This window comes from Hymenobacter sp. HDW8 (assembly GCF_011305775.1).
Classification (GTDB): domain Bacteria; phylum Bacteroidota; class Bacteroidia; order Cytophagales; family Hymenobacteraceae; genus Hymenobacter; species Hymenobacter radiodurans.
The window spans coordinates 1,586,192-1,606,447 of record NZ_CP049907.1 but is presented as its reverse complement, the minus strand read 5'-3'; the positions used below and the strand labels follow the sequence as shown (position 1 = coordinate 1,606,447).

Genomic DNA, 20,256 nt, shown 5'->3' with positions numbered 1-20,256 from the left:
CTCTCTGGGCTAGGGTTGAGTTCGGCCAGACTGTTCTTCACAACGGTATTTCTTTCGATTTGCCTATCGTGCATGGTTTAAATCTGCCTCCGGGGAGCATGCCGAAGAAAGCCCAATTGCCAGACTGAAAAAGCACAATCGGACATCTGAAGAGCCTGTACACTGAGGCGCGCCACTGGCGGCAGTGCTTCGTGTGAGGTTGAATAAGCCGGCCACGCATACCGCTTATAGCTCGGCCAGCTGGCTGAGCTTGGTTTGAAAAAGTTAAACTAGTGCTGTTGAGCCAAAAGCCTGTACACTTTGCGTGGCTGGTGTGCGTACTTTTGCGCATTCCTCTATAGTTTGTGCTGATGCCCCGTTATTATCAATTCTGGTTTCTTCCTCTTCTTTTTACAATCCTGGTGGCGGGTAGCTCGCCACTTTACGCGCAAAATGCCCCCCGAAGCGGGAACTGCGTGGGGTCTGGATTGCCAGCGTTGAGAATATTGATTGGCCCAGCCGCCGCTCGCTTACGCCTGAGCAGCAGCGCCGCGAGTACACTCAAATGCTTGATGTACAGAAGAAAAATGGCATCAACGCGGTTTTTGTGCAGATTCGGCCCGCCGCCGATGCCTTTTACCAAAGCGACCTAGAACCTTGGAGTAAGTGGCTGACCGGGCAGCAGGGTAAAGCCCCCAGTCCCGCCTACGATCCACTTCCTTTCCTGATTGATGAAGCCCACGCCCGCGGTATGGAGTTCCACGCCTGGTTTAATCCCTACCGCGCCTCCCTCGATTCGGTGACCAGTAAGCTGGCTGCAAATCATCCGTACCGGCAGCATCCTGAGTGGTTTCTGCGCTACTCCGGCAAGCTGCTTTTCAACCCCGGGTTACCCGAGGTGCGGAATTATATCAACAAAGTTATCCTGGACGTGGTGCGCCGCTACGATATTGATGGGGTTCATTTCGACGACTATTTCTATCCTTATCCAGAGGCAAATCAGGTTATTCGTGATGAAGCCGCTTTCCAGCAGCACAACCCAAATCAGCTGAAGCTGGCCGACTGGCGCCGCCAGAACGTGAATACGCTGGTGCGCGATCTGCACACCAATATCCAGAGCACAAAGCGCTGGGTAAAGTTTGGTATTTCGCCCTTCGGTGTCTGGATGAACCAAACCAGCAACCCGGAAGGCTCCGGTACAGCAGCGTTTGAGGGGTACTCGGGTCTGTACGCTGATGCTCGTTTGTGGATGCAGCAGGGCTGGGTCGATTATATAATGCCCCAGCTGTACTGGAGCACCACTTTTAAGCCAGCTTCTTATTCAGTGCTGCTGGACTGGTGGGCCCGCAACCGCTTCGATCGGCACTTATATATCGGGCAGGGAGCCTATCGCATCTTCGAAACCAGCAAGCGCGACCCTTCCTGGCGCGACCCCACCGAACTGCCCCGCCAGATTCGGCTGAATCGCTCGTACCCGACGCAGGTGAATGGTAGCGTATTTTTTAGCTCAAAGTCATTGATGGCTAATCCGCTGCATGTAGCTGATACGCTGCGTCAGGATTTGTTTCGCTATCCGGCGCTGGTGCCTTCCATGCCTTGGCTGGATGCTGTGCCACCCCGTCCTGCCCAAAACTTGGTACTTACCCGCACTGGTCGGGCTGTAAGCCTGCTCTGGCAGCCAGGTCCCGCCGCCACCGACGGCGACGTAGCCCGCTACTTTGTGGTGTACCGCTTCGGGCCCGGCGAAACGCCTGCCCCCGATGATCCGCGTCGCATTGTGGCCCTAGTGCCTCGCCCCGCCAACAATCTGCCGGCCCTGGTAGATACTACCGCCCGCCCCGGCGTGGAGTATTCGTACTATATCACCGCCGTCGACCGCCTCCACAATGAGAGCCCGCCCGTACGAGCCAGCACGGTAGCCGGCGCGCCGGTGCTGGTGGCGCAAGCCCCTCCCGCAGCGCCAGCACAAGCCCCAGCCGCTCCGCCAGCAGCCACGCCACCGCCGGCCCGGCCCGTGCCACCCGCCGCATCTCGGCCCCCTATTAGCCGCCCGACGCCTAGCACCACCAAGACCAAGGTGAAGATAAAGAAGCGTAAGCGTGGTGGCTTGTTGGAACGCGTATTTGGCCGGTAACTGGCGCAAGAAAGTCGAGCAATAGGCCTTATACTACCATAAAAAAGCCCCCGGAGTTTCCGGGGGCTTTTTTATGTGGCTTCAAACGGCCTTAACCAATTTCAAACCCCAGTGGAATGCAGGCAGAGAGTTTGGTATGCAACAAGCTGAGAAAAAGAAGCAGCTACCAGAAGCGGCTTTGAATGGAGTTCCTATGTCTTTGACAGGTAAAGTTTTATTCAAACTGGTATTTATCCCATATATTGATAGCACTCAGTTCTTTGCCACTTTCCTTTCTTTCCACCTTAATCTCTCCTTTTATGCGTAAAACTTACTCGATGAGGCTAGTCTTGGCAGTAGGCTGGCTTCTCGTATGCGTACTATTCACTACGCAACTGGCGGCGCAGCCTGGGGGCGGAGGGCGCGAGTCCTACACCTTGCAAGGGCGCGTTGTGGATGAGCGGGGGCAAGCGCTGCCTGGAGCTACGGTCTTGTTGGGTGGTACCACGCTCGGTACCGCTACCGGCGCCGATGGCACCTACAGCTTGTCAGCACAAGTAACGCCCGGAACCTACACCCTCACGTTTTCCATTATTGGCTACCGGCCTCAGTCTCGATCTATCAGCCTGGCAAGCACCCCAACCGTAACCACTGATGTCACTCTCACGGAGGCTCTTCAGACCCTGGACGATGTGGTTGTAATTGGCTCCACCATCAGCGTAAATAAGCGGGAGCTAGGCAACGCCATTAATACGGTAACGGCCCGCGACTTAGAGCAAACCGGAACTGGGGGCGCGCTCAATGCCTTGCAAGGCAAACTGCCCGGCGCGCAAATCGTGCAGAACTCCGGCGACCCCTCGGGCTCCATGTCGGTGCGGTTGCGGGGTATTCACTCGTTGCGGGGCTCCTCAGACCCACTTTACGTTATCGACGGCGTAATCGTGAGTAATAGCAGCACGAACGTGTCGCAGCAGGCCGCGGGCCCCGACATTGGGACGGCTAATGCCGGCCAAAACCGCCTCGCCGACCTTAATCCGAACGACATTGCCAGCATCAACGTCATCAACGGAGCGGCAGCGGCGGCGCAGTATGGGTCGCGAGCCTCAAATGGGGTGGTGCTCATTACCACTAAACGCGGGAAGACAGGCGCAGCACGGGTATCTGCCTATGCTAGCTTCAATATAAACGAGCTGCGCAAATCGGTGCCCGTCAATACCTACGGCCAACAGTTTGGCTTTGCGGGGCTACGCCTATACACAATTGGAGCTCCCACCGCCCAGCAGATAGCGGCCAACCCCGGTATCACGACCACAAGCATTACAAGGGCCGGAGCCACTACGCTATTGGCCACCAACTTAGTAGAAACTCCACGCTACAACTACTTCAACGACGTTTTCCGGACGGGCTACGGTACGGATAATGGTGTGTCTATTTCGGGCGGGGCCGAGCGGACGCAGTACCTGGTGTCGGTGGGCTACCTGAAAAATCAGGGTATTATTGAAGACACCGATTTCACGCGCTACAACGTGCGGGCCCGCGTCGATCAGCGCTTGGCCAATTGGGTCCGGGCTTCGGTGGGAGTGGCTTACAATAACAGCTTTTCCAATGAGAAGGCTAATGGAAACGTATTCTACAGCCCCATCAACTCCATCAACATCACCAACAATATCTACGACATCAACCAGCGCGACCCTAATGGCAATTTGCTGGCCGTAGAGCCTACCCGCGTTAATCCGCTGTCTACTATTGAGGACATGAAGTTTACGCAGCGTATCAACCGTACCATTAGTGATATTCAAGTTAATCTGACGCCGTTCAAAGGTTTTTCGGTTGATTATATCTTCGGGGCAGACACGTATTCCCAGGTGGGTGAGAACTACATCCGGCCTTATCCATACCAAGCTGCGGCCGGCCTGCCGCTACAGCGCTATCCGTCCGGGTTTGCAGCCAATGCGAATAACAACGTGCTGCAGCTCAACTCCGACGTGAACGTGGGGTACGACCGGCAACTGACCGAAGACTTTAAAATGACGCTATTGGCCGGCTATAGCTATCAGTTCCTGCGGGGGGAGTTGGTGCGCACGCAGGGCCAAAATCTCGCGCCGTTTATTACCACTGTGAGCGGCGCGGCCAGCAATACGGTAGCTTCTGGCGCCGAATTAGATCGGTTTGATTTGAGTGGAATTTTCGGGCAAGCCACCTTTGGTTTCCGCAACTTGGCTTTCCTGACGGGGGCCATTCGCCGCGACCGATCGTCGAAGTTCTCGTCCTCCGAAACCAACCAGTACTATCCTAAAGTGAGTGCCTCTGTGGTGCTCTCCGACCTAGGCTTCTGGAAGGATGCAGCGTACGCCAAAACTTTCAACTCACTGAAGCTGCGCGCCAGCTACGGCGAGGCCGGTAACCTGAACGGCATTGGTTCCTATGACCGGTTCTATCAGTTTACGCCCATTGGCTTTCAGGGCCGCAATACCTTCCTACCCAACGCACGGCTGGCAAACCCCCGGGTGCGGCCGGAGCGCGTAGCCGAACTGGAAGTGGGGGCCGACCTAGGCTTCTTTAATGACCGGCTTGGCTTGGGCGTAACCGTGTATGATCAGAAAACCACCGATCTGGTGGTAGACCGGCCGCTGGCGCCGTCGCGGGGCGGTTCATCCATCGTGGAGAACGTGGCTCGGCTCAACAACAAGGGCGTGGAAGTGCAGCTGAGCGCTGCCCCAGTGCGAACGGCCGATTTCAGCTGGGACTTCACAGCCATTTACAGCCGCAACCGCAATAAGATTGTGGACTTGGTGGGTTCGGCGGCCATAGCGGTCGACAACGTGGCCGGCGCGCCGGTGTATCTGATTAATGGACAGCCCGCGGGCGTATTTTATGGCTCGGCGTATGCCCGCAACCCCGATGGCTCCCTGCTGCTGACCCCTCAGGGCTTTCCGCAGGACGAGCGCACTACGGGCCAAGGTGTTGGCTCAATTGACTTCACACCGGCTCGCACCGCCGAGGGCCAGCCCAGCTACGCACCGGGTACTACTATTGCCAACGTCATCATTGGCAACCCAAACCCGGATTGGACTGGCTCATTCAGCACCAGCTTTACGTACAAGAAGCTCTCTTTGCGGGTGTTGCTCGATGCCGTGCAGGGCGTGGATGTATTTAATGCGGACTATCGTACCCGCCAGGGCGTGGGCCTTGGCGAACTGGCCGAGCAGGAACTGCGGGGGGAGATTCCACGCGGCTACATCTTCGCCGTGTATAACACCCAGGAATTCCGGATTGATGATGGCTCGTATGTGAAGCTTCGCGAAACGGCCCTCACGTACACATTGCCCCCCATCAGTAAATTCATCAGCGACCTCAATGTGTCGCTTATTGGCCGCAACCTCTATTCGTGGGACGACTACAAGGGCTTCGATCCGGAAACCAGCGCGGGTGGCGCTTCCGATTTGTTTCGGGCGGTGGACTTTGGTAACGTGCCGATTCCGCGCACTTACCAGCTCCGGTTGTCGGCCACTTTCTAATGGGGTTTCCTCTTCTCCAAACTAGCCAATCCATGAAAAAGATACTGATACTGCTGGCTGTGCTGTCGATGGCCACGAGCAGCTGCGACAAAGAATACCTGAACCCCAGCACCGCCAGCGACGTGCAGGTGCTAACCAACGCCGACGGCCTGATTACGGTATGCAACGGTTTGCAGGCCCGCTTCACGACGGGTGGGGCGCTGAGTCCGCTCTACAATACCGTGGCGGCTGGGGGCCTGAGTACCCGCGAGCTGACGGTAATTAACGTCGGCAACATCGAGGAATTTAACGTCAGCCTGGGGGCCGGCAACGTGACGAACCTCAACGGCGTGGTGCGCAATCTTTGGACCCAGTCGCAGCTGGTGCGCGCCAATGCTGACCTTGTGCTGGCCAACGCCAACAACGCTACCGACCCTGGCACGCGTAGCGGCATCATTGCCTACGCCAGCATCTTTCGGGCCCTGGCAATTGGTACTTTGGCGCAATACTTTGAGCAGGTGCCCATTGTTACGCAGGCCAACGCGCCATTCGTGAGCCGCGTGCAGGCCCTACAGTCGGCTGTAGAGCAGCTGGAGGCAGCTGCTACCCAATTGAATACTGCGCCCGTATCGGCCGACTTCAACAGCAAAATTATTGGAGGCATTAACCTGCCCAACACCGTGCAGGCCCTTATTGCCCGCTACAGCCTGATGGCCGGCGACTACGACAAGGCCATTGCCGCCGCCGGGCGAGTGGATCTGGCAAGCCGCTCAGTGTTCAGTTTCGACGAGCTGGCCCGCAACCCGTTGTTCGAGGTTGCTTTTGGCAACCGCAACGTGTTTGAGCCGACCAACGTGAATCTGGGTTTGACCGGCGCGTTGACTCCCGAAGCCGGCGACCGGCGCATTCCGTTCTATACGCGCGCCAACCCCACCGCTACCCAAAACCGGGGCACGGGCTTCTATAGCGCCAGCGCAGCGCCCATTCCGGTGTATGTGCCCGGCGAAATGCTGCTGATTCGGGCCGAGGCGTATGCTCGCAAAAATGACCTTGCCAACGCCGTGCTGGAGCTCAACCGGGTACGCACCAGCACGGCGGCCGCCACTACTGGCACCGGCGGCTTGCCCACTGCACCTCCCGGTGCCGGCCTAGCGCCGTATGCTGGTCCGCTCACGCAGGAGGCCGTGCTGTTGGATATCTTGCGGAACCGCTCTGTTGAGCTTGCCTTCCAGGGTTTCAGGCTGGACGATAGCCGCCGCTTCAATCGACCTGGGCCGGGGGCAGCGGGCTCCGAGCGCAACCGCAATTTCTACCCATACCCCCGCACTGAGCGTGAGAACAACACGGTTACGCCTGATGACCCAGCGGCGTAGCGCCAAGCAAGCGAATACAAAAAAAGCCCCCCGGAACTTCCGGGGGGCTTTTTTGCTGAATGGAAAGATGCTAGTCTACAGCGCCTTCACATCCAGCGCCAAGCTTACACCGGTAGCCGTCCGGTTCAGGCCGGTCACCGTGAAGATTACATACTGGTCGCCGCCCCGCACGCGGGCTACATACACGTCGCCCACCAGCACGCTGGCTACGCTGGCAACCTGATTAGCAGCGGTGGCCGTGAGATAAGTCTGACGAACGCTGTTCAAGGTAGCTGCTGTGTACACGGCGGCCGTTGTTTTTACCAAACGGGTAGTGTTCAGGGCATCCAGCTTCACCTGGTTGGTGGCAATGCTGGTGATGGCAATATCCTTCACCGTGGCCGCGTCGGCGGCAGTGGCCGCGCTGAAAGTGGCGAAGTTGAAAGCTGCCAAGTCGCCACCGGTAGTGCCGGTGTAGGTGAGCGTGATAGGACGCACCGCCGCCAGCGCCGTGGGCGTACCGGGCGTAATAGCAGCCGAAGTAACCGAAGCCGTACGGGCCGGCGTGCGCACTTTTGCCTCAAAGCGGAAGGTGACAGGCTGCCCCGCCGAGTTGGCTGGAACGGTTGCATCAACGTTTACTGTGGTAGCCGCGCCGGTTTGGGCTCCAACGGCTGGGAGGCGCTGGCGCAGCAAGCGCCGCTCGGCGGCCGTGCCTACGCGCACGTAGGTAATCAGGCTGTCGAGGTCTTTGTAAAGAATGCTCGTGGCAGGAGTCGTAGTCGTGGCGGTCGTCACGCCGTTCACATTCAGCGTCAGGTTGTAGCGCACCACGTCGCCGGCCACTACGGGGCCAGCGGTAGGCGCTGTCACGTTCGCGACGCTATTGATGCGAATGGTTGGCGTGGGTTCAGCTACCCGAAAAGAAGCAGAGCGGGTTTTTGATTGGCCATTTTGGCTCACCAAGCGCACATCTACCCGAATTAGCGCTTTATTGGCCGCCTGCGGCACCACGTAGCGCACTACCAGCGTATCGGCCCGCTTGATGCGGGAATAAGCCGGCTGATACGGAATGGTTTGGACCACCACAGAGTCGCGACTGGGCTCTACTTTTTGCAGCACCAGTACTTCCTTGATTGGCTCGCCCTGAGAGGCAAAGTTTATTTCCAATGGTACTGTTTCCCCCACCGCATACTTGGTGTCGGGGTTACTGGTGGCGGCCAGCAGGGTTGGGAGCTGGGGCCCTACCTCGGTATAGTTTTCGTCCAGCTCATCATCGCAGCTGGTGGTGAGGCCCGTGAGCGTCAGCAGCAGGAGGGGAGCGTAGCGTTTTAGAAAATGCTTCATATGCAGCGTTGCGGAAGTAAGTCAGTGAAAAAGGGGCTGGGGGGCAAATCTGGCCTTATGGCTGATCCCACCATACCGGCTGAGCAATATAATCGGGGGCATTTGCTCCGATGCGCGCAATCTCATTTGGGTTGTACAGCACTTCCGTGGCACCGGGCAGCAGGCGGCGTGGGAAGCGTATGCTCGCCGGAGTTGTTGGCGTAGCAGCCGTTACTAAAGCCTGATTTACCCCACTTGGCACCCGGAAATTCACGTAAATGGCCGGGTTAAAATCAAAGCGGCGCAGGTCAGACCACGATTCCGGGTTCAGGAACATGGCGATGTACTTCTGCTCCATAATGCTTTTCAGGGTTAGGTCGGCAGCGCTTTGCGGCACGGCTGAGCTAGCCAAATAAGCCGTGATCTGGGCTTCGCTGATCGTTGGGTAGGTCAAGGGCGGCGTGCTGGTGCTCGTGCCGCCTACCCCGATTTTGCGCATGTGCGCCCGAATACCTTCTTGGAAAGCAGTGAAAGCCCGCGCCCGGTTGTTGGCCCGGAAAGCGGCTTCTGCCTCAATAAACTTCAGTTCGTGGTAAGTAATCAGCTCAAAGTAGCCCAGCTCGCGGGCGTACCAGCTCGCGTAGAAATCAGTCTGCACGGTAGTTGGTTGCGGACCGCCGCCCAGGCCGGGGTCGGCGCCAGTGCTGGTGGCGGTGGCCATAATCGGCAAACGCGGATCGACTAGGCCAAACGTGCGCCCGTCCAGGTACTTGATAAAGTTGGCCGAGAAAGTGGAGGTCGCGAAGTTGTTGCGGGTAGTACCAAAGATGTTGGTAGTGCTTACCAAAGGAGCCACAGCTACTTGAAACTGAAGCTGTGCGTCATCGGCCGTCGCCTTAAAGCCTTGGTCGACCATCGCCAGAATAGCGTTGGGGTCGTAGGAGGCCTTCTTCGTCAGGTGATGATTTTGCCGGGCCTTCAGCGAGTTCGCCAGCTTAATCCACTTGGTTACGTCGCCGCGGTACAGAATATCGCCGCTGACGCTAGGCGCGGTCACGTAGAGCGGGCGGAAGTTAGCCGAAGCAGGCTTGCTCATTTCCACGATGCCTTCGTCGAGCAGCCGATTAATGATGGCATAAATCTCTTCCTGCGAATCGTACTTGGGCGTGTAGTTCTGCGCGCCCAGGAAAGCTTCCGTGTACGGAATGTCGCCGAATATATCAGTGGCGTGGCTGAGAATTAGCGCCATCATGATTTTGCCCGCGCCCACGTAATACACCGAGCCTTCCGCCTCCGCGGCCGCAATCATCGGCGGAATATTGCCCCCCGAGTAGAAGTAGGTGTAGTTAAAGGAGTTGGTGCTCTGAGCGTTGGTGTAGAAGTAGTTATCTACTGTGTTACCACCGGTGCGAGCCACCAGATATTGCGTGATAAAGGGAGTGCGCAGGGCCGTGAACATCTGCGTCTGCGCGCCGTTGGAGATGATGTTCGGGAGCAGGAAGTTAGGCGTGGCCGTAGTGGGGTTGTTCGGGTCGGTGTTCACGTCGAGGAAATCGTCGCAGGAAGTGAACATACCGCCGCCCAGCACCAGGCCCAGCAGGAGAATGAGTTTTTTCATAAAAATATAAAGACAGGAAAGCCCGAAAAAGCCCCCCAGCGGAGGCCGGGCCGATGAAGTTTAGAAAGTAACGCGCACACCCATATCCACGCCGCGCGTGGCTGGCACGCTACCAAAGTCGAAGCCATTGGAGCCGCCACCGCGCACGCCGGCACCAGCCGCCGAGGTTTCTGGGTCAGCGCCGGTGTAGTTGGTGAGCAGCAGCAGGTTGCGGCCCGTTACGCTCAGCTCCACACCCTTGATGAAGGACTGTCCAAACGTAGCCGCCGGAATGTTGTAGCTCAGCGTAGCGTAGCGCAGACGCGTCCAGGACACATCCTCGATAAAGGCCGAGCCCACCGTACCTAGCGTATTCTGGTAGTAGCCTTGAGTCAGCTCCACGGGGCGGGTGTTTTGGGTGTAAGTAGTCGAGCCGTCGGCGTTTGGCGTGGCAATTACGCCGTCAAATACCACTTCCTTGTACCGGTCCAAAGTCCGCTCGCTCAGGCCGCTGGTGCGGGTTGCATACCAGTCGTTGCCGTTCACTACTTTGCCCCCCTTGCGGAAATCAAGCAGGAACGTAAACTGCAGCGCCTTGTAAGTGAATGTGTTAGTCAATTGGGTAGTGAAGTCTGGTGCGCGGTCGCCTTGGTAGGTAAAGTTGGCATCTACCAAAGGATAGCCAGTGGTAGGGCTGATGAGCACGCGGCCATCGGGGGCGCGCTGCCAGTCGCTGGCACCAATACCGGTGATGGGCTTGCCGGGGTAAGCGCCACCCTGCGCAAAGTCAATAATAAAAGCGTCCGACTGGTTTACCACCGTTAGTACACTAGGTAATTCCACCGTGCGGTTTTCGTTGCGGTAGAAGTTGGCCAGCACATCCCAGGTAAAGTTGTTGGTTTTCACCGGTGAGCCATTGAGGGAGATTTCAATGCCCTTGTTTTCTACAGTGCCACCATTGATGTACTGCAGAATAAAGCCCGTCGCCTGACTCACGCGGGGGGCAATTAGCTGGTCGGTGGTGCGGGTGCGATATACGTTGGCGTCCAGTCCGAGGCGGTTTTGCAGAAAGCGCAACTCCACGCCCAACTCATACGAGCGGCTGCGCTCGGGAATAAGCAGGCTGTTTGAGCCGAAGAAACCGTTGCGGAAACCGCCACCGATGTAGGTGTTGGCCGCCAAAGGCGATTCCACGCGGTAAGGGCCAGTGTCTTTGCCCACTTCGGCAATAGAACCGCGAATCTTGCCGTAGTTCAGAATGGGGTTTTGCTCTAAGCCCAGCGTGCGGGTAAACTCGTAGCCCGCTCCGATAGAGCCGTAGCCAAAGCCTTTGCCGTAAATCTTGTTCTTGTCGGGGCGGGGCAGGGTAGACGAGATGTCGTAGCGCCCGCTCAGCTCCACAAAGAGCTGATCCCAGAACACCATGCTCAACTGAGCAAAGTTGCCCACGAGGCGCCGCTGTACGTTGCTGGTCAGGGCGTTGCGGTTTACGGTGTTGTTAATGCTGATAAAGTTCGGGTTCTGAAAAATCAGACCGATAACGTCTGTCTTCTCATTGCGAAGCTGCTCAACCGTATTACCCAGCGTCAGCGTACCGCTGAAATCCTCGCTGAACTGATGGTTCAGGGTCGCCAGGAAGTTGGAGTTCAGAATGCGATTAGCGTTGGTGGTCTCGGCAATACCGCCATCCTGGTTGTTCACCAAGGAGGTACCCACGGCCCGTACCGAGCGCACGCGCTCCTGGTAAAAGTCGGTGCCCAGGGTATAGCTGAAGTTGAGCCACTTATAGGCCGCAAAATTCAACGTTGCGTTGCCGATAAAGCGGTTGGTGCGGTCGGTTTGGGGGTTGCGGTTTACTGTAAAGTAAGGATTGTCGGCGTCGTTGGCGCTGGTAGATGCGCCCGTGAGGCGGCGACGGCTGCCGTCGGGGTTCAGGTAAATGCGCGCATCATCGTTGCGGGGCCAGTTGAGTAAGCTGATCAAATAGCCCCCGAGCCGCCAAACAGGCCGGGGCCCTGCACGGGGCGCTCACCGCCCGAGTTCAGGTAGTTGGCCGAGGCGTTGGCGCTGAACTTAGGCGAAATCTTCACGGTGCCCGCTAAGCGTACCGAGGCTTTGTCGTACTTGCTTTCGGGTGTAATACCTTTCGAGTCGAGGTGCTGAACGGAGAGCAGGAAGCTGGCTTTTTCGGTGCCGCCCGTCATGTTCAGGTAGTTCTGGAAAGAGGTGCCTCGCTGGTAAAAATCTTCCAGGTTGTTAAATACTGTTTCGCCGGGCGCAAAGCGCGGGCCCCACGACTGGCGGGTGCCTGGGTCAGAAATGCCCAACGAACCCTGCTTGTATTGGTCCTGTAGCTTGGGCAGGCGGTTCACCTGATCCACAGAAAACTGAGTACGATAATTCAGCGTAATCCGACCCGCCGTGCCGCTTTTGGTCTTGATGATTACGGCACCGTTGGCCGCACGCAGGCCGTAGAGTACAGCCGCTGCGGGGCCTTTCAGCACCGTCATGCTCTCGATGTCCTCGGGGTTAATGTCCGAAGCGCGGTTGGTAGTACCCACCGAGCGGCCCAAAATGCCATTGAAGGCCGAGCCACCGCCCGGCGCCGTCGATTCGGCAAACGAGGAGTTGTCCATAATCACCCCATCGATGACGAACAGGGGCTGGTTGTCGCCGTCGAGGGAAGTACCTCCCCGAATAACGATGGCTGCGCCCTCGCCGGGGCCACCGCCTGAGCTGGTGATGTTTACGCCCGCGATTTTGCCCTGCAAGGCATTCACGATGTTAGGCTGGCGTGAGTTGACTAGCTCGGTGCCTTGTACTTCCTGCACGCTGGTCACGATGCTGCGCTGCTCTTTCTCAATGCCAAACGAAGTCGTTACTAACACTTCCCCCAGATTGGTGGTGCTCGTAGCCAGCGCTACATCTACCGTAGCACCTGTCGCGGGTCGCTCCTGAGCGGTGTAGCCGATAAAGCTAAAAACGAGAGTGCTGCCTTCAGCTACATTGCTAAGCGTGTAACGACCTTCGGCATCAGTCTGAACACCGTTGGTAGTTCCTTTCACAATGACGTTCACGCCCGGCAGGGGCGAGCGGTCCTCGGCGGCTGTTACGACGCCGGTTACGGTTCGGGTGGTTTGGGCATGGACTGGCGGGGCTAACAGCCACCCCAGCGCCAGGAAAAACCATAAAAGTTTTTTCATAGAAGGGAGAGAAAGGTGAATAGATGAGGCGAGTGGGAAAAAAGAAAAGACCGGAATCCGAGCGCTCGAAGCAGTTGGATTCCGGTCGATGAAACGTCCGAAGTTATTGGGGGACAATACACAAGCAAGTACAAGTACCCATAGAAAGAGGGAATAATCGAATTACAAAGTCAGCTTTAGTGGGCGGCAACTCTGCGATTCTGCGCTTCCAGAGCAGAAAATATGAGTTAAAGCTAAATGCATGATTTAAGCTGCACAACTATATATGTAATTTTATTTAGTGAAGCTTATACCGAAAATGAGTTCAGCCGAATCGGAGGAGCGTTTCCTAAAGCGTTTCTTTACCTTGGCGGGGCTGGCGAAACGGTACCTCTCCGATTATTCAGGCTGCCTGACGTCTGCTTTTTTTCCCGGCAAACCTTACCTCTAGCTCATTTAACCTATGCAATCCACTACGCAGGCCGCCATCGAAACAACGCACACGGTACCGTTGGTGGAGGCCAGCGGCCCGGCCCGACTAGTGTCGCTCGATGTATTTCGGGGCATCACCGTCATGGCCATGATTCTGGTGAATAACCCCGGCAGCTGGGGCCACATCTATGGGCCGCTGGAGCACGCCAAATGGCACGGCTGCACGCCTACAGACCTGATATTCCCTTTCTTTCTGTTCATTGTGGGCGTCAGCATTGTGTACGCGCTCGACTCGGCCAAACAAGATAAAAGCCGCCACCCGCAGCTGTTGCTGCGCATTGTGAAGCGTTCAGCTATTTTGTTTGGACTAGGGCTGTTTTCGGCGCTGTTTCCCAGCTTCGTGTTCGAAACGGTGCGGATTCCGGGAGTGCTGGCGCGTATTGCCGTTGTATTCTTGGTGTGCGGTACGATATTCCTGAAAACGAACTGGCGGACGCAGGCGTGGCTGCTGGGGGGCATTTTGGTGCTGTATAACATCCTTATGCAAGTGGTGCCGGTGCCCGGCTTCGGCCCAGCCAATCTCGAGCCCGCCACCAACCTCGGCGCCTGGCTCGATCGGCTCATACTAGGCGAAAATCATCTGTGGAAATCCAGCAAAACCTGGGACCCGGAAGGGTTGCTGAGCACCTTGCCCGCCATCGGGACAGGCATTGCTGGCATGCTCGCCGGGCAATGGCTGCGTCGGCGCAATACAGAGTCGGCCACTAAAGTGGCGTGGCTTTTTGTAGCTGGCGGCGCTGCTATTGTGCTGGGAATGATCTGGAATGGGTGGTTTCCGATCAACAAAAGCCTCTGGACGAGCTCGTATGTACTCTATACGGCCGGTATTGCAGTGGCTATGCTAGCGGCGCTTTACTGGCTCTGCGACGTGCACGGCTACCGCGCCTGGACCAAGCCTTTTTTGGTGTACGGTGTGAATGCCATTACTGTATTCTTCCTATCGGGTTTGGTGCCGCGCTTGCTGCAGATGATTAAAGTACCTGCGGCCACTGGCGAGTTGGTGGGCCTGCGCACCTGGCTTTACGACACGTTTTTTGTGCCCTATTTCAGTCCTATCAACGCTTCGTTGGCGGGCGCTATCGTGTGCGTGCTGATTTGGTTGGGGATACTGTGGGTGATGTATAATCGACGAATAATCATCAAGGTTTAGATAAAAAAGCCCCCCAGAGTAGTTATGGGGGGTTTTTTTATAATAGATTGAATCCTAGAAAGTATAGCCCGCGAAATCCTGACGCAGCTTGGTTTTGAGGAGCTTACCCGTAGCCGTGTGGGGTAGTTCACTCACAAATTCTACCGCGTCGGGCGTCCACCAGCGCGCAATTTTGCCCTCGAAGAATTGTAGCAGCTCTTCCTTGCTGACTTCGGCGCCCGGTTTGAGCACTATCACCAGTAATGGCCGCTCGCTCCACTTCGGATGGGGCACACCGATAACGGCTGCCTCGGCTACGGCTGGGTGGGCAATGGCGTGGTTTTCCAGATCAATGGACGAAATCCACTCGCCGCCCGACTTGATGACATCCTTGGAGCGGTCAGTGATCTGCATAAAGCCATCAGGGTCTATAGTGGCTACATCGCCAGTTTTAAACCAGCCACTTTGAGTTAGCTGGCCCGGCTCACCGGCCCGGAAATAGTCGCCCACGATGAAGGGGCCGCGAACGAGCAAGTCGCCGAAGGCAACGCCATCGTGCGGCAACTCTTGGCCGGCATCATCCACTATTTTCATGTCTACCCCAAAGATGGCGCGGCCCTGCTTGGTTTGAATGGCAAATTGCTCATCGGGGGAGAGGAGTAAGTGTTTGGCTTTGAGCGTGCAGGCCGTGCCCAGCGGACTGGTTTCGGTCATGCCCCAGGCGTGCCGGATTTCGATGTGCAATTCCTCGTCAAAGGCTTTTAACAACGCCGGCGGGCAGGACGATCCGCCCACAATCATGCGCTTAAGAGTGCTGAATTGTAGCTTTTTCTCCCGCATAAACGTTAGCAGACCAAACCAAATAGTGGGCACACCAGCCGTAAACGTGACTTTTTCCTGCTCATACAGTTCGAACAAGCTAGCAGCGTCGAGGCCGGGGCCGGGCATCACCAGCTTGCAGCCGTTCATGGGCGCCACGTAGGGAATGCCCCAGGCATTGACGTGAAACATGGGCACGACGGGCAATACCACGTCGCGGGCCGAGCAGTTGAAGCAGTCGGGCAGGGAAGCGGCGTAGCTGTGCAGCAGCGTGGAGCGGTGGGAGTAGAGCACGCCCTTGGGCTCGTCGGTGGTACCAGACGTGTAGCAGAGCGACGAAGCGGTGTTCTCGTCGAAAACGGGCCACTCAAAGTCAGATGTTTGGTCGGCCAGCAGCTCCTCGTAGCAAAGTAGCTCGCCGGGCAAAGTGGAGTCGGCGGGCATGTGGGCGCGGTCGGTGAGCAGAACCCAACCGGCAACTTTTTGGCAGTGGGGGGCTAATTTCTCGGCCAGCGGCAGAAAGGTGAGGTCCAGAAAAATGTAGCTGTCCTCGGCGTGGTTGATGATAAATACTAGCTGCTCAGCAAACAGCCGCGGGTTGATGGTGTGGCAAATGGCCCCCAGCCCCGACACGCCATAATAGAGCTCGAAGTGGCGGTGGTTGTTCCAGGCCAGCGTCCCGATTCGGTCGCCCATGCCGATACCCAAACTCTTGAGCGCGTTGGCTAACTGCTTGCTGCGCTGGTGGGCATCGTGGTAGGTGTAGCGGTGGATGCCGCCTTCCGTTAGGCGCGACACAATTTCCGTGTCGGAGTGCCATTTGGCCGCGTGTTCAAGAAGCCCCGCGATGCGCAGGGGCTGGTTCATCATCAAGCCGAGCATAGAAAAATGGGTTGGGTGGGAAACGGACGATACCGTTTTCTAAGCTAATAAAAAACAACGAGTGGCCTCACCCCCCGGCCCCCTCTCCTAAAAGAGAGGGGGTGCCAGACGCTCAGCCTACGCGGTTACGTCGGCTACTGCCTCTGCAACCGCTACAGCGCGATTAGCTTTAACACAAAAAAGCCCCCCAGATATTTTCTGGGAGGCTTTTTTATAACGCTTCACTTCCTAACGAAAGCGGTAGCCGTACTGGAGGCACGAGCCGAAAGTGCGGCGTAGAAGTAGAATGATTAGCGTCAGGCTCCCCTCTCCCTTAGGAGAGGGGGCCGGGGGGTGAGGCCACTCGTTGAAGCCTCTTAGTTCTCCTTCAGCACCGGCGATTCAGTGGGCGTGCTTTTGCCCTGCTGCACCGCTTCAATGGCAACTTGCAATAAGTGACTGCGCACGCTCAGGTCGCTGATTTTATTGTTGTTGCGGGTGGGGTTGACCCGGTTGGAAAGGAAAATGACCGTAAGATCGTACTGCGGATCGACCCAGAAGTAGGTGCCAGTGTAACCCGTGTGGCCGTAGCTGCTTGGGCTGGCATTTTTGGCTGAGTTCACCGAGGGGTTGGCAGCAGGCCGGTCGAAGCCGAGGGCGCGGCGGTTGTCGGGGCAGAACTGGCAGCGCGTGTATTCGGCGATGGTTTCGGGCTTGATAAGCTGCTGCCCGCCGTATTTACCATTCCAGGCGTACATCTGCACTACTTTTGCCAGGTCATTGGCATTGCCGAACAGGCCCGCGTGCCCAGAAATGCCCCCCAGCAGAGCCGCGCCTTCGTCGTGCACGGTGCCGTGCAGCTGGCTGTGGCGAAATAACGAGTCGTACTCGGTGGGAGCAATGCGGCTAAGCGGGAAGCGGCGGGTGGGGTTGTAACCCATGGTTGTCGCACCCAACGGCTTATAAATCTCATCCACCACAAACTGATTGAGTGGCTTGCCCGAGGCTGAGCGCACGAACTGCGGGTACATGATAAACGACAAGTCGGAGTACACGTAGCCGGGCTTCTCATTCAACGGCGACTCGGCAATGGCTTCGCGAATGCGCTCGGGGAAGTCTTTGCGGGCCCACAGATTGGTGGCAGCCTGATAGGGAAAGCGCGCCGACGAATCGGAGCGGAAGAAGCGCCGGTTTAGCTCCGACGGCTTGGTGGCCGATACGTCGGCCGCATCGGGGCTTTTGCCAAACAGCTTATTGAAAATACCGCGGGGCTTGGTGTAATCTTTCCAGAAGGGAATCCAGGCCTTGAGGCGGGCTTGATGGGTAAGTACGTCGCGTAGCTTCAAATCCTGCTTGTTCGTGCCCACAAACTCGGGGTACAATTGCCCCATGGTCATGTCGGGGTTGAACTTGCCCTGATCCTGAAGACGCATGAGTGCCGGCAGCGCCGCCGATACTTTCGTGACCGAAGCCAAGTCGTAGATGTCGGTGTTCTGCACTGGGCGCGGCTTTTTGCCCCCCAGACGTGGATTGTCGGCGTAGTCGTGGGTGCCGTAGCTTTTGCGCAACACCACCGTGCCTTTTCGGGCAATCAGTACTTCGCCACCAGGGAATGCCTTGGCCGCCAACGCCTGCTGCATCATCGAGTCCACGCGGGCTTCGAGGTTGTTATTCATGCCCACCGCTTCAGGCCAGCCGTAGCTTAGGCGCATGCCACCCTGGGTGCTGAGGCCGAAGCCGCGCGGGTAATCGTCAGAGATAGTAACGGGCAGTTTGCCTTGGGCGCCAATGCCGCCAAAAATCATTTGAGCAGTCAGGTCCTGAGCGTTTTTGCTTTCCTGATACGCCAGCACCACGGCGTCGGCGCGGGCCAGGTCGCGAACTTTAGCCACAGCATAGGCATTGCCAAACACGCTTACCACAATGCGCTGCTTAACCGAGGCCAGCTCGCGCAGCAGCACGTTAGTCTCCGGCGTCACGCCAAAGTTGGTCGCCGGCAGGCGGCCTAAGTTATTCAGACCGACAAGCAGCGTATTGTAGCCTTTCAGCGCCTCCCGAATTTTCACCAGCTCATCCAGCGTGGGCGTGGCCGACAGCCAAAAATGGTCGGCGGGGGCGTAGTCTGCCACCATGCGCTGGAAGTCAGTGGTGTCTTTGGTGCCGATGGCCACCGTGGCAATACGTAGCGTGTCGAGGCCTTGCAGCGGCAGCATGCTCTTCTCGTTGCGCAGCAAGGTCAGAGACAACTCGCTCAGGCGCTGACTCAGGTAGTTGGCGTGCGGGGTGTTGAGGTCCTTGTACAGGTTTTTGAGGTCGATGGGCTGGTACTTGTTCAGCCCTGCCCACTCCTTCAGCGCCAGTACTTTGCGGCAACGGCGGTCAATTTCTTCCTGCGTGATTTCACCTCGATTAATGGCTTCCCGAACCATCGTCAGGGCGAGCGGAATGTTTTTGGAGAACTCCAATACGTCGTTGCCGGCCAGCAGCGCACGTACATCCCCTTCACCGGGCGGGAACATATTGGTGAGGCCCTTCATGTTCATGGCATCGGTGAAGATAACGCCTTCAAAGCCCATTTTCTCCTTTACCATGCCCGTCACGATGGGCTTGGAAAGGGTAGAGGGAATGCCGGTGCTGTCGAGGGCCGGAATGTTGAGGTGAGCGATCATAATTCCCCCCAGACCACGTCGCATCAGATCACGGAAGGGGAACAGCTCTAGGGTATCAATGCGGCGCTTGTCTACCCGAATGAGGGGCAGGGCGAGGTGAGAGTCGGTGTCGGTGTCGCCGTGGCCGGGGAAGTGCTTGGCTACGGCCAGAATGCCGTTGTCCTGCATGCCGCGCATGTATTGGTAGCTCTTGGCCGTTACTTCCTCGCGGTTGTCGCCCCAGGAGCGGTAGCCAATGACGGGGTTAGCCGCGTTGTTATTCACATCGACCACCGGCGCAAAGTTGACGTGCATACCGGTGCGCTTGAACTGGCGGGCAATTTCAGCGCCCATCTCGTAGAGCAAGGCAGTGTCCTGCACGCCACCCATGCTCATTTGGTACGGAAACCGCGTGGTGCTATCCAGGCGCATTCCGATGCCCCACTCCGCATCCATGGCCACCAGCAGCGGCACTTTCGCTTGGGCTTGGTAGCGGTTCAGCAGCTTGCTTTGGCGCACTGGGCCGCCCTGGAAGAAAATAAGCCCCCCAACGCCGTACTGCTGCACCAACTGCGACACAGAGTCCTCATCGATGCGCTTACGGTTAGAATACGCCGCCACCATAAAGAGCTGTGCCACCCGCTGGTCGGGGGTGAGCGTGGCCATCACCGAGTCTACCCATCGTGACTTCGCCAACTGGGGGGCAAAAGGCACCGGCGCATTCAGTGAAACTGGCTTTATCGGAGCAGCAACTTTAGGTTTAGTGGGTTTCTTCCGTCGTTGCTGGGCCGAAGTGGCGAAAGGCAGGAACAACAGAAGCAGGATGAAGAGCGAGATATTCCGGGTCGTGAGCAAGGGCGCAGGGTTCGGTGGATGACAACCGCGAAATTACGCGAATATGGAAGTAATCTGAAGTGCACGCACGCAGGGTAAGCATGATAGCATCAAGACATCCAAAAGAATACTATCAAACAGTGCTGATTACTGTCATTATAAGTAGCAAAAATTTGATACTTATCTGTACATTACCGATATAATGGCAGCCAAGCTACAGCAGGCTCCTACTTGCAGCACAAATGCTTAATCGTATCTGTCGGATACGTGCGACTTGTCTACAGAACCACATTCAGTTATGTAGTTGTGCCACTTGTTGCTGGTTCACTTTATCGTACTAAATGACTTGTTTAGTAATTAAATAGATTTTGTATTTAAGTATTTTACCTCCTATAATTAGTGCATAAATAACATAAATGAATAAAAT

11 protein-coding genes are annotated in these 20,256 nt (G+C 56.9%); 5 read left to right on the top strand and 6 right to left on the bottom strand.

What is annotated here, in order from left to right:
* The first annotated feature begins 451 nt into the window (after nt 1-451).
* The 4 genes from G7064_RS06615 to G7064_RS06600 all read left to right on the top strand — a co-directional run bounded on the left by G7064_RS06615 (nt 452) and on the right by G7064_RS06600 (nt 6,962).
* Entirely contained in the window at nt 452-2,113 is a 1,662-nt protein-coding gene (locus G7064_RS06615) for a glycoside hydrolase family 10 protein (RefSeq protein ID WP_166075063.1), read from the top strand.
* Nucleotides 2,114-2,186: 73 nt separating this feature from the next.
* Entirely contained in the window at nt 2,187-2,420 is a 234-nt protein-coding gene (locus G7064_RS06610; RefSeq protein ID WP_166072966.1) for a hypothetical protein, read from the top strand.
* Nucleotides 2,413-5,610, top strand: coding sequence for a SusC/RagA family TonB-linked outer membrane protein (locus G7064_RS06605; protein ID WP_240935779.1), 3,198 nt, complete (start codon nt 2,413-2,415; stop codon nt 5,608-5,610). The genes G7064_RS06610 and G7064_RS06605 overlap by 8 nt, the downstream gene beginning before the upstream one ends.
* Before the next feature lie 32 nt (nt 5,611-5,642).
* Nucleotides 5,643-6,962 carry a RagB/SusD family nutrient uptake outer membrane protein gene (locus G7064_RS06600; RefSeq protein WP_166072965.1) on the top strand — a complete coding sequence of 440 codons (1,320 nt, stop codon included), beginning with the start codon at nt 5,643-5,645 and terminating at the stop codon, nt 6,960-6,962.
* A 75-nt stretch (nt 6,963-7,037) separates the two neighbouring features.
* Here G7064_RS06600 and G7064_RS06595 read toward each other — a convergent pair whose 3' ends face one another.
* From G7064_RS06595 to G7064_RS21890, 4 genes are read right to left on the bottom strand one after another with little or no spacing between them, the layout of a single operon-like run.
* A complete protein-coding gene (locus G7064_RS06595; RefSeq protein WP_166072964.1) occupies nt 7,038-8,288 on the bottom strand; it encodes a hypothetical protein in 1,251 nt (416 codons plus the stop codon).
* A 55-nt stretch (nt 8,289-8,343) separates the two neighbouring features.
* Entirely contained in the window at nt 8,344-9,885 is a 1,542-nt protein-coding gene (locus G7064_RS06590) for a SusD/RagB family nutrient-binding outer membrane lipoprotein (protein ID WP_166072963.1), read from the bottom strand.
* 60 nt (nt 9,886-9,945) lie between these two features.
* On the bottom strand, nt 9,946-11,847 hold the full coding sequence (locus G7064_RS21895; RefSeq protein WP_205711188.1) for a TonB-dependent receptor domain-containing protein: 1,902 nt from the start codon (nt 11,845-11,847) through the stop codon (nt 9,946-9,948).
* Nucleotides 11,844-13,067: a carboxypeptidase-like regulatory domain-containing protein gene (locus tag G7064_RS21890; RefSeq protein WP_205703489.1), complete on the bottom strand. Its 1,224-nt coding sequence runs from the start codon at nt 13,065-13,067 to the stop codon at nt 11,844-11,846. The genes G7064_RS21895 and G7064_RS21890 overlap by 4 nt, the downstream gene beginning before the upstream one ends.
* Nucleotides 13,068-13,509: 442 nt before the next feature.
* On the opposite strand from G7064_RS21890, the gene G7064_RS06580 reads away from it, so the two are divergent.
* Nucleotides 13,510-14,688: an acyltransferase family protein gene (locus G7064_RS06580; RefSeq protein WP_166072962.1), complete on the top strand. Its 1,179-nt coding sequence runs from the start codon at nt 13,510-13,512 to the stop codon at nt 14,686-14,688.
* Between the two features lie 54 nt (nt 14,689-14,742).
* Here G7064_RS06580 and G7064_RS06575 read toward each other — a convergent pair whose 3' ends face one another.
* On the bottom strand, nt 14,743-16,368 hold the full coding sequence (locus tag G7064_RS06575; RefSeq protein ID WP_205711187.1) for a 3-(methylthio)propionyl-CoA ligase: 1,626 nt from the start codon (nt 16,366-16,368) through the stop codon (nt 14,743-14,745).
* A gap of 356 nt (nt 16,369-16,724) precedes the next feature.
* Nucleotides 16,725-19,850: a glycoside hydrolase family 3 N-terminal domain-containing protein gene (locus G7064_RS06570; RefSeq protein WP_240935778.1), complete on the bottom strand. Its 3,126-nt coding sequence runs from the start codon at nt 19,848-19,850 to the stop codon at nt 16,725-16,727.
* Nucleotides 19,851-20,256 lie beyond the last annotated feature (406 nt).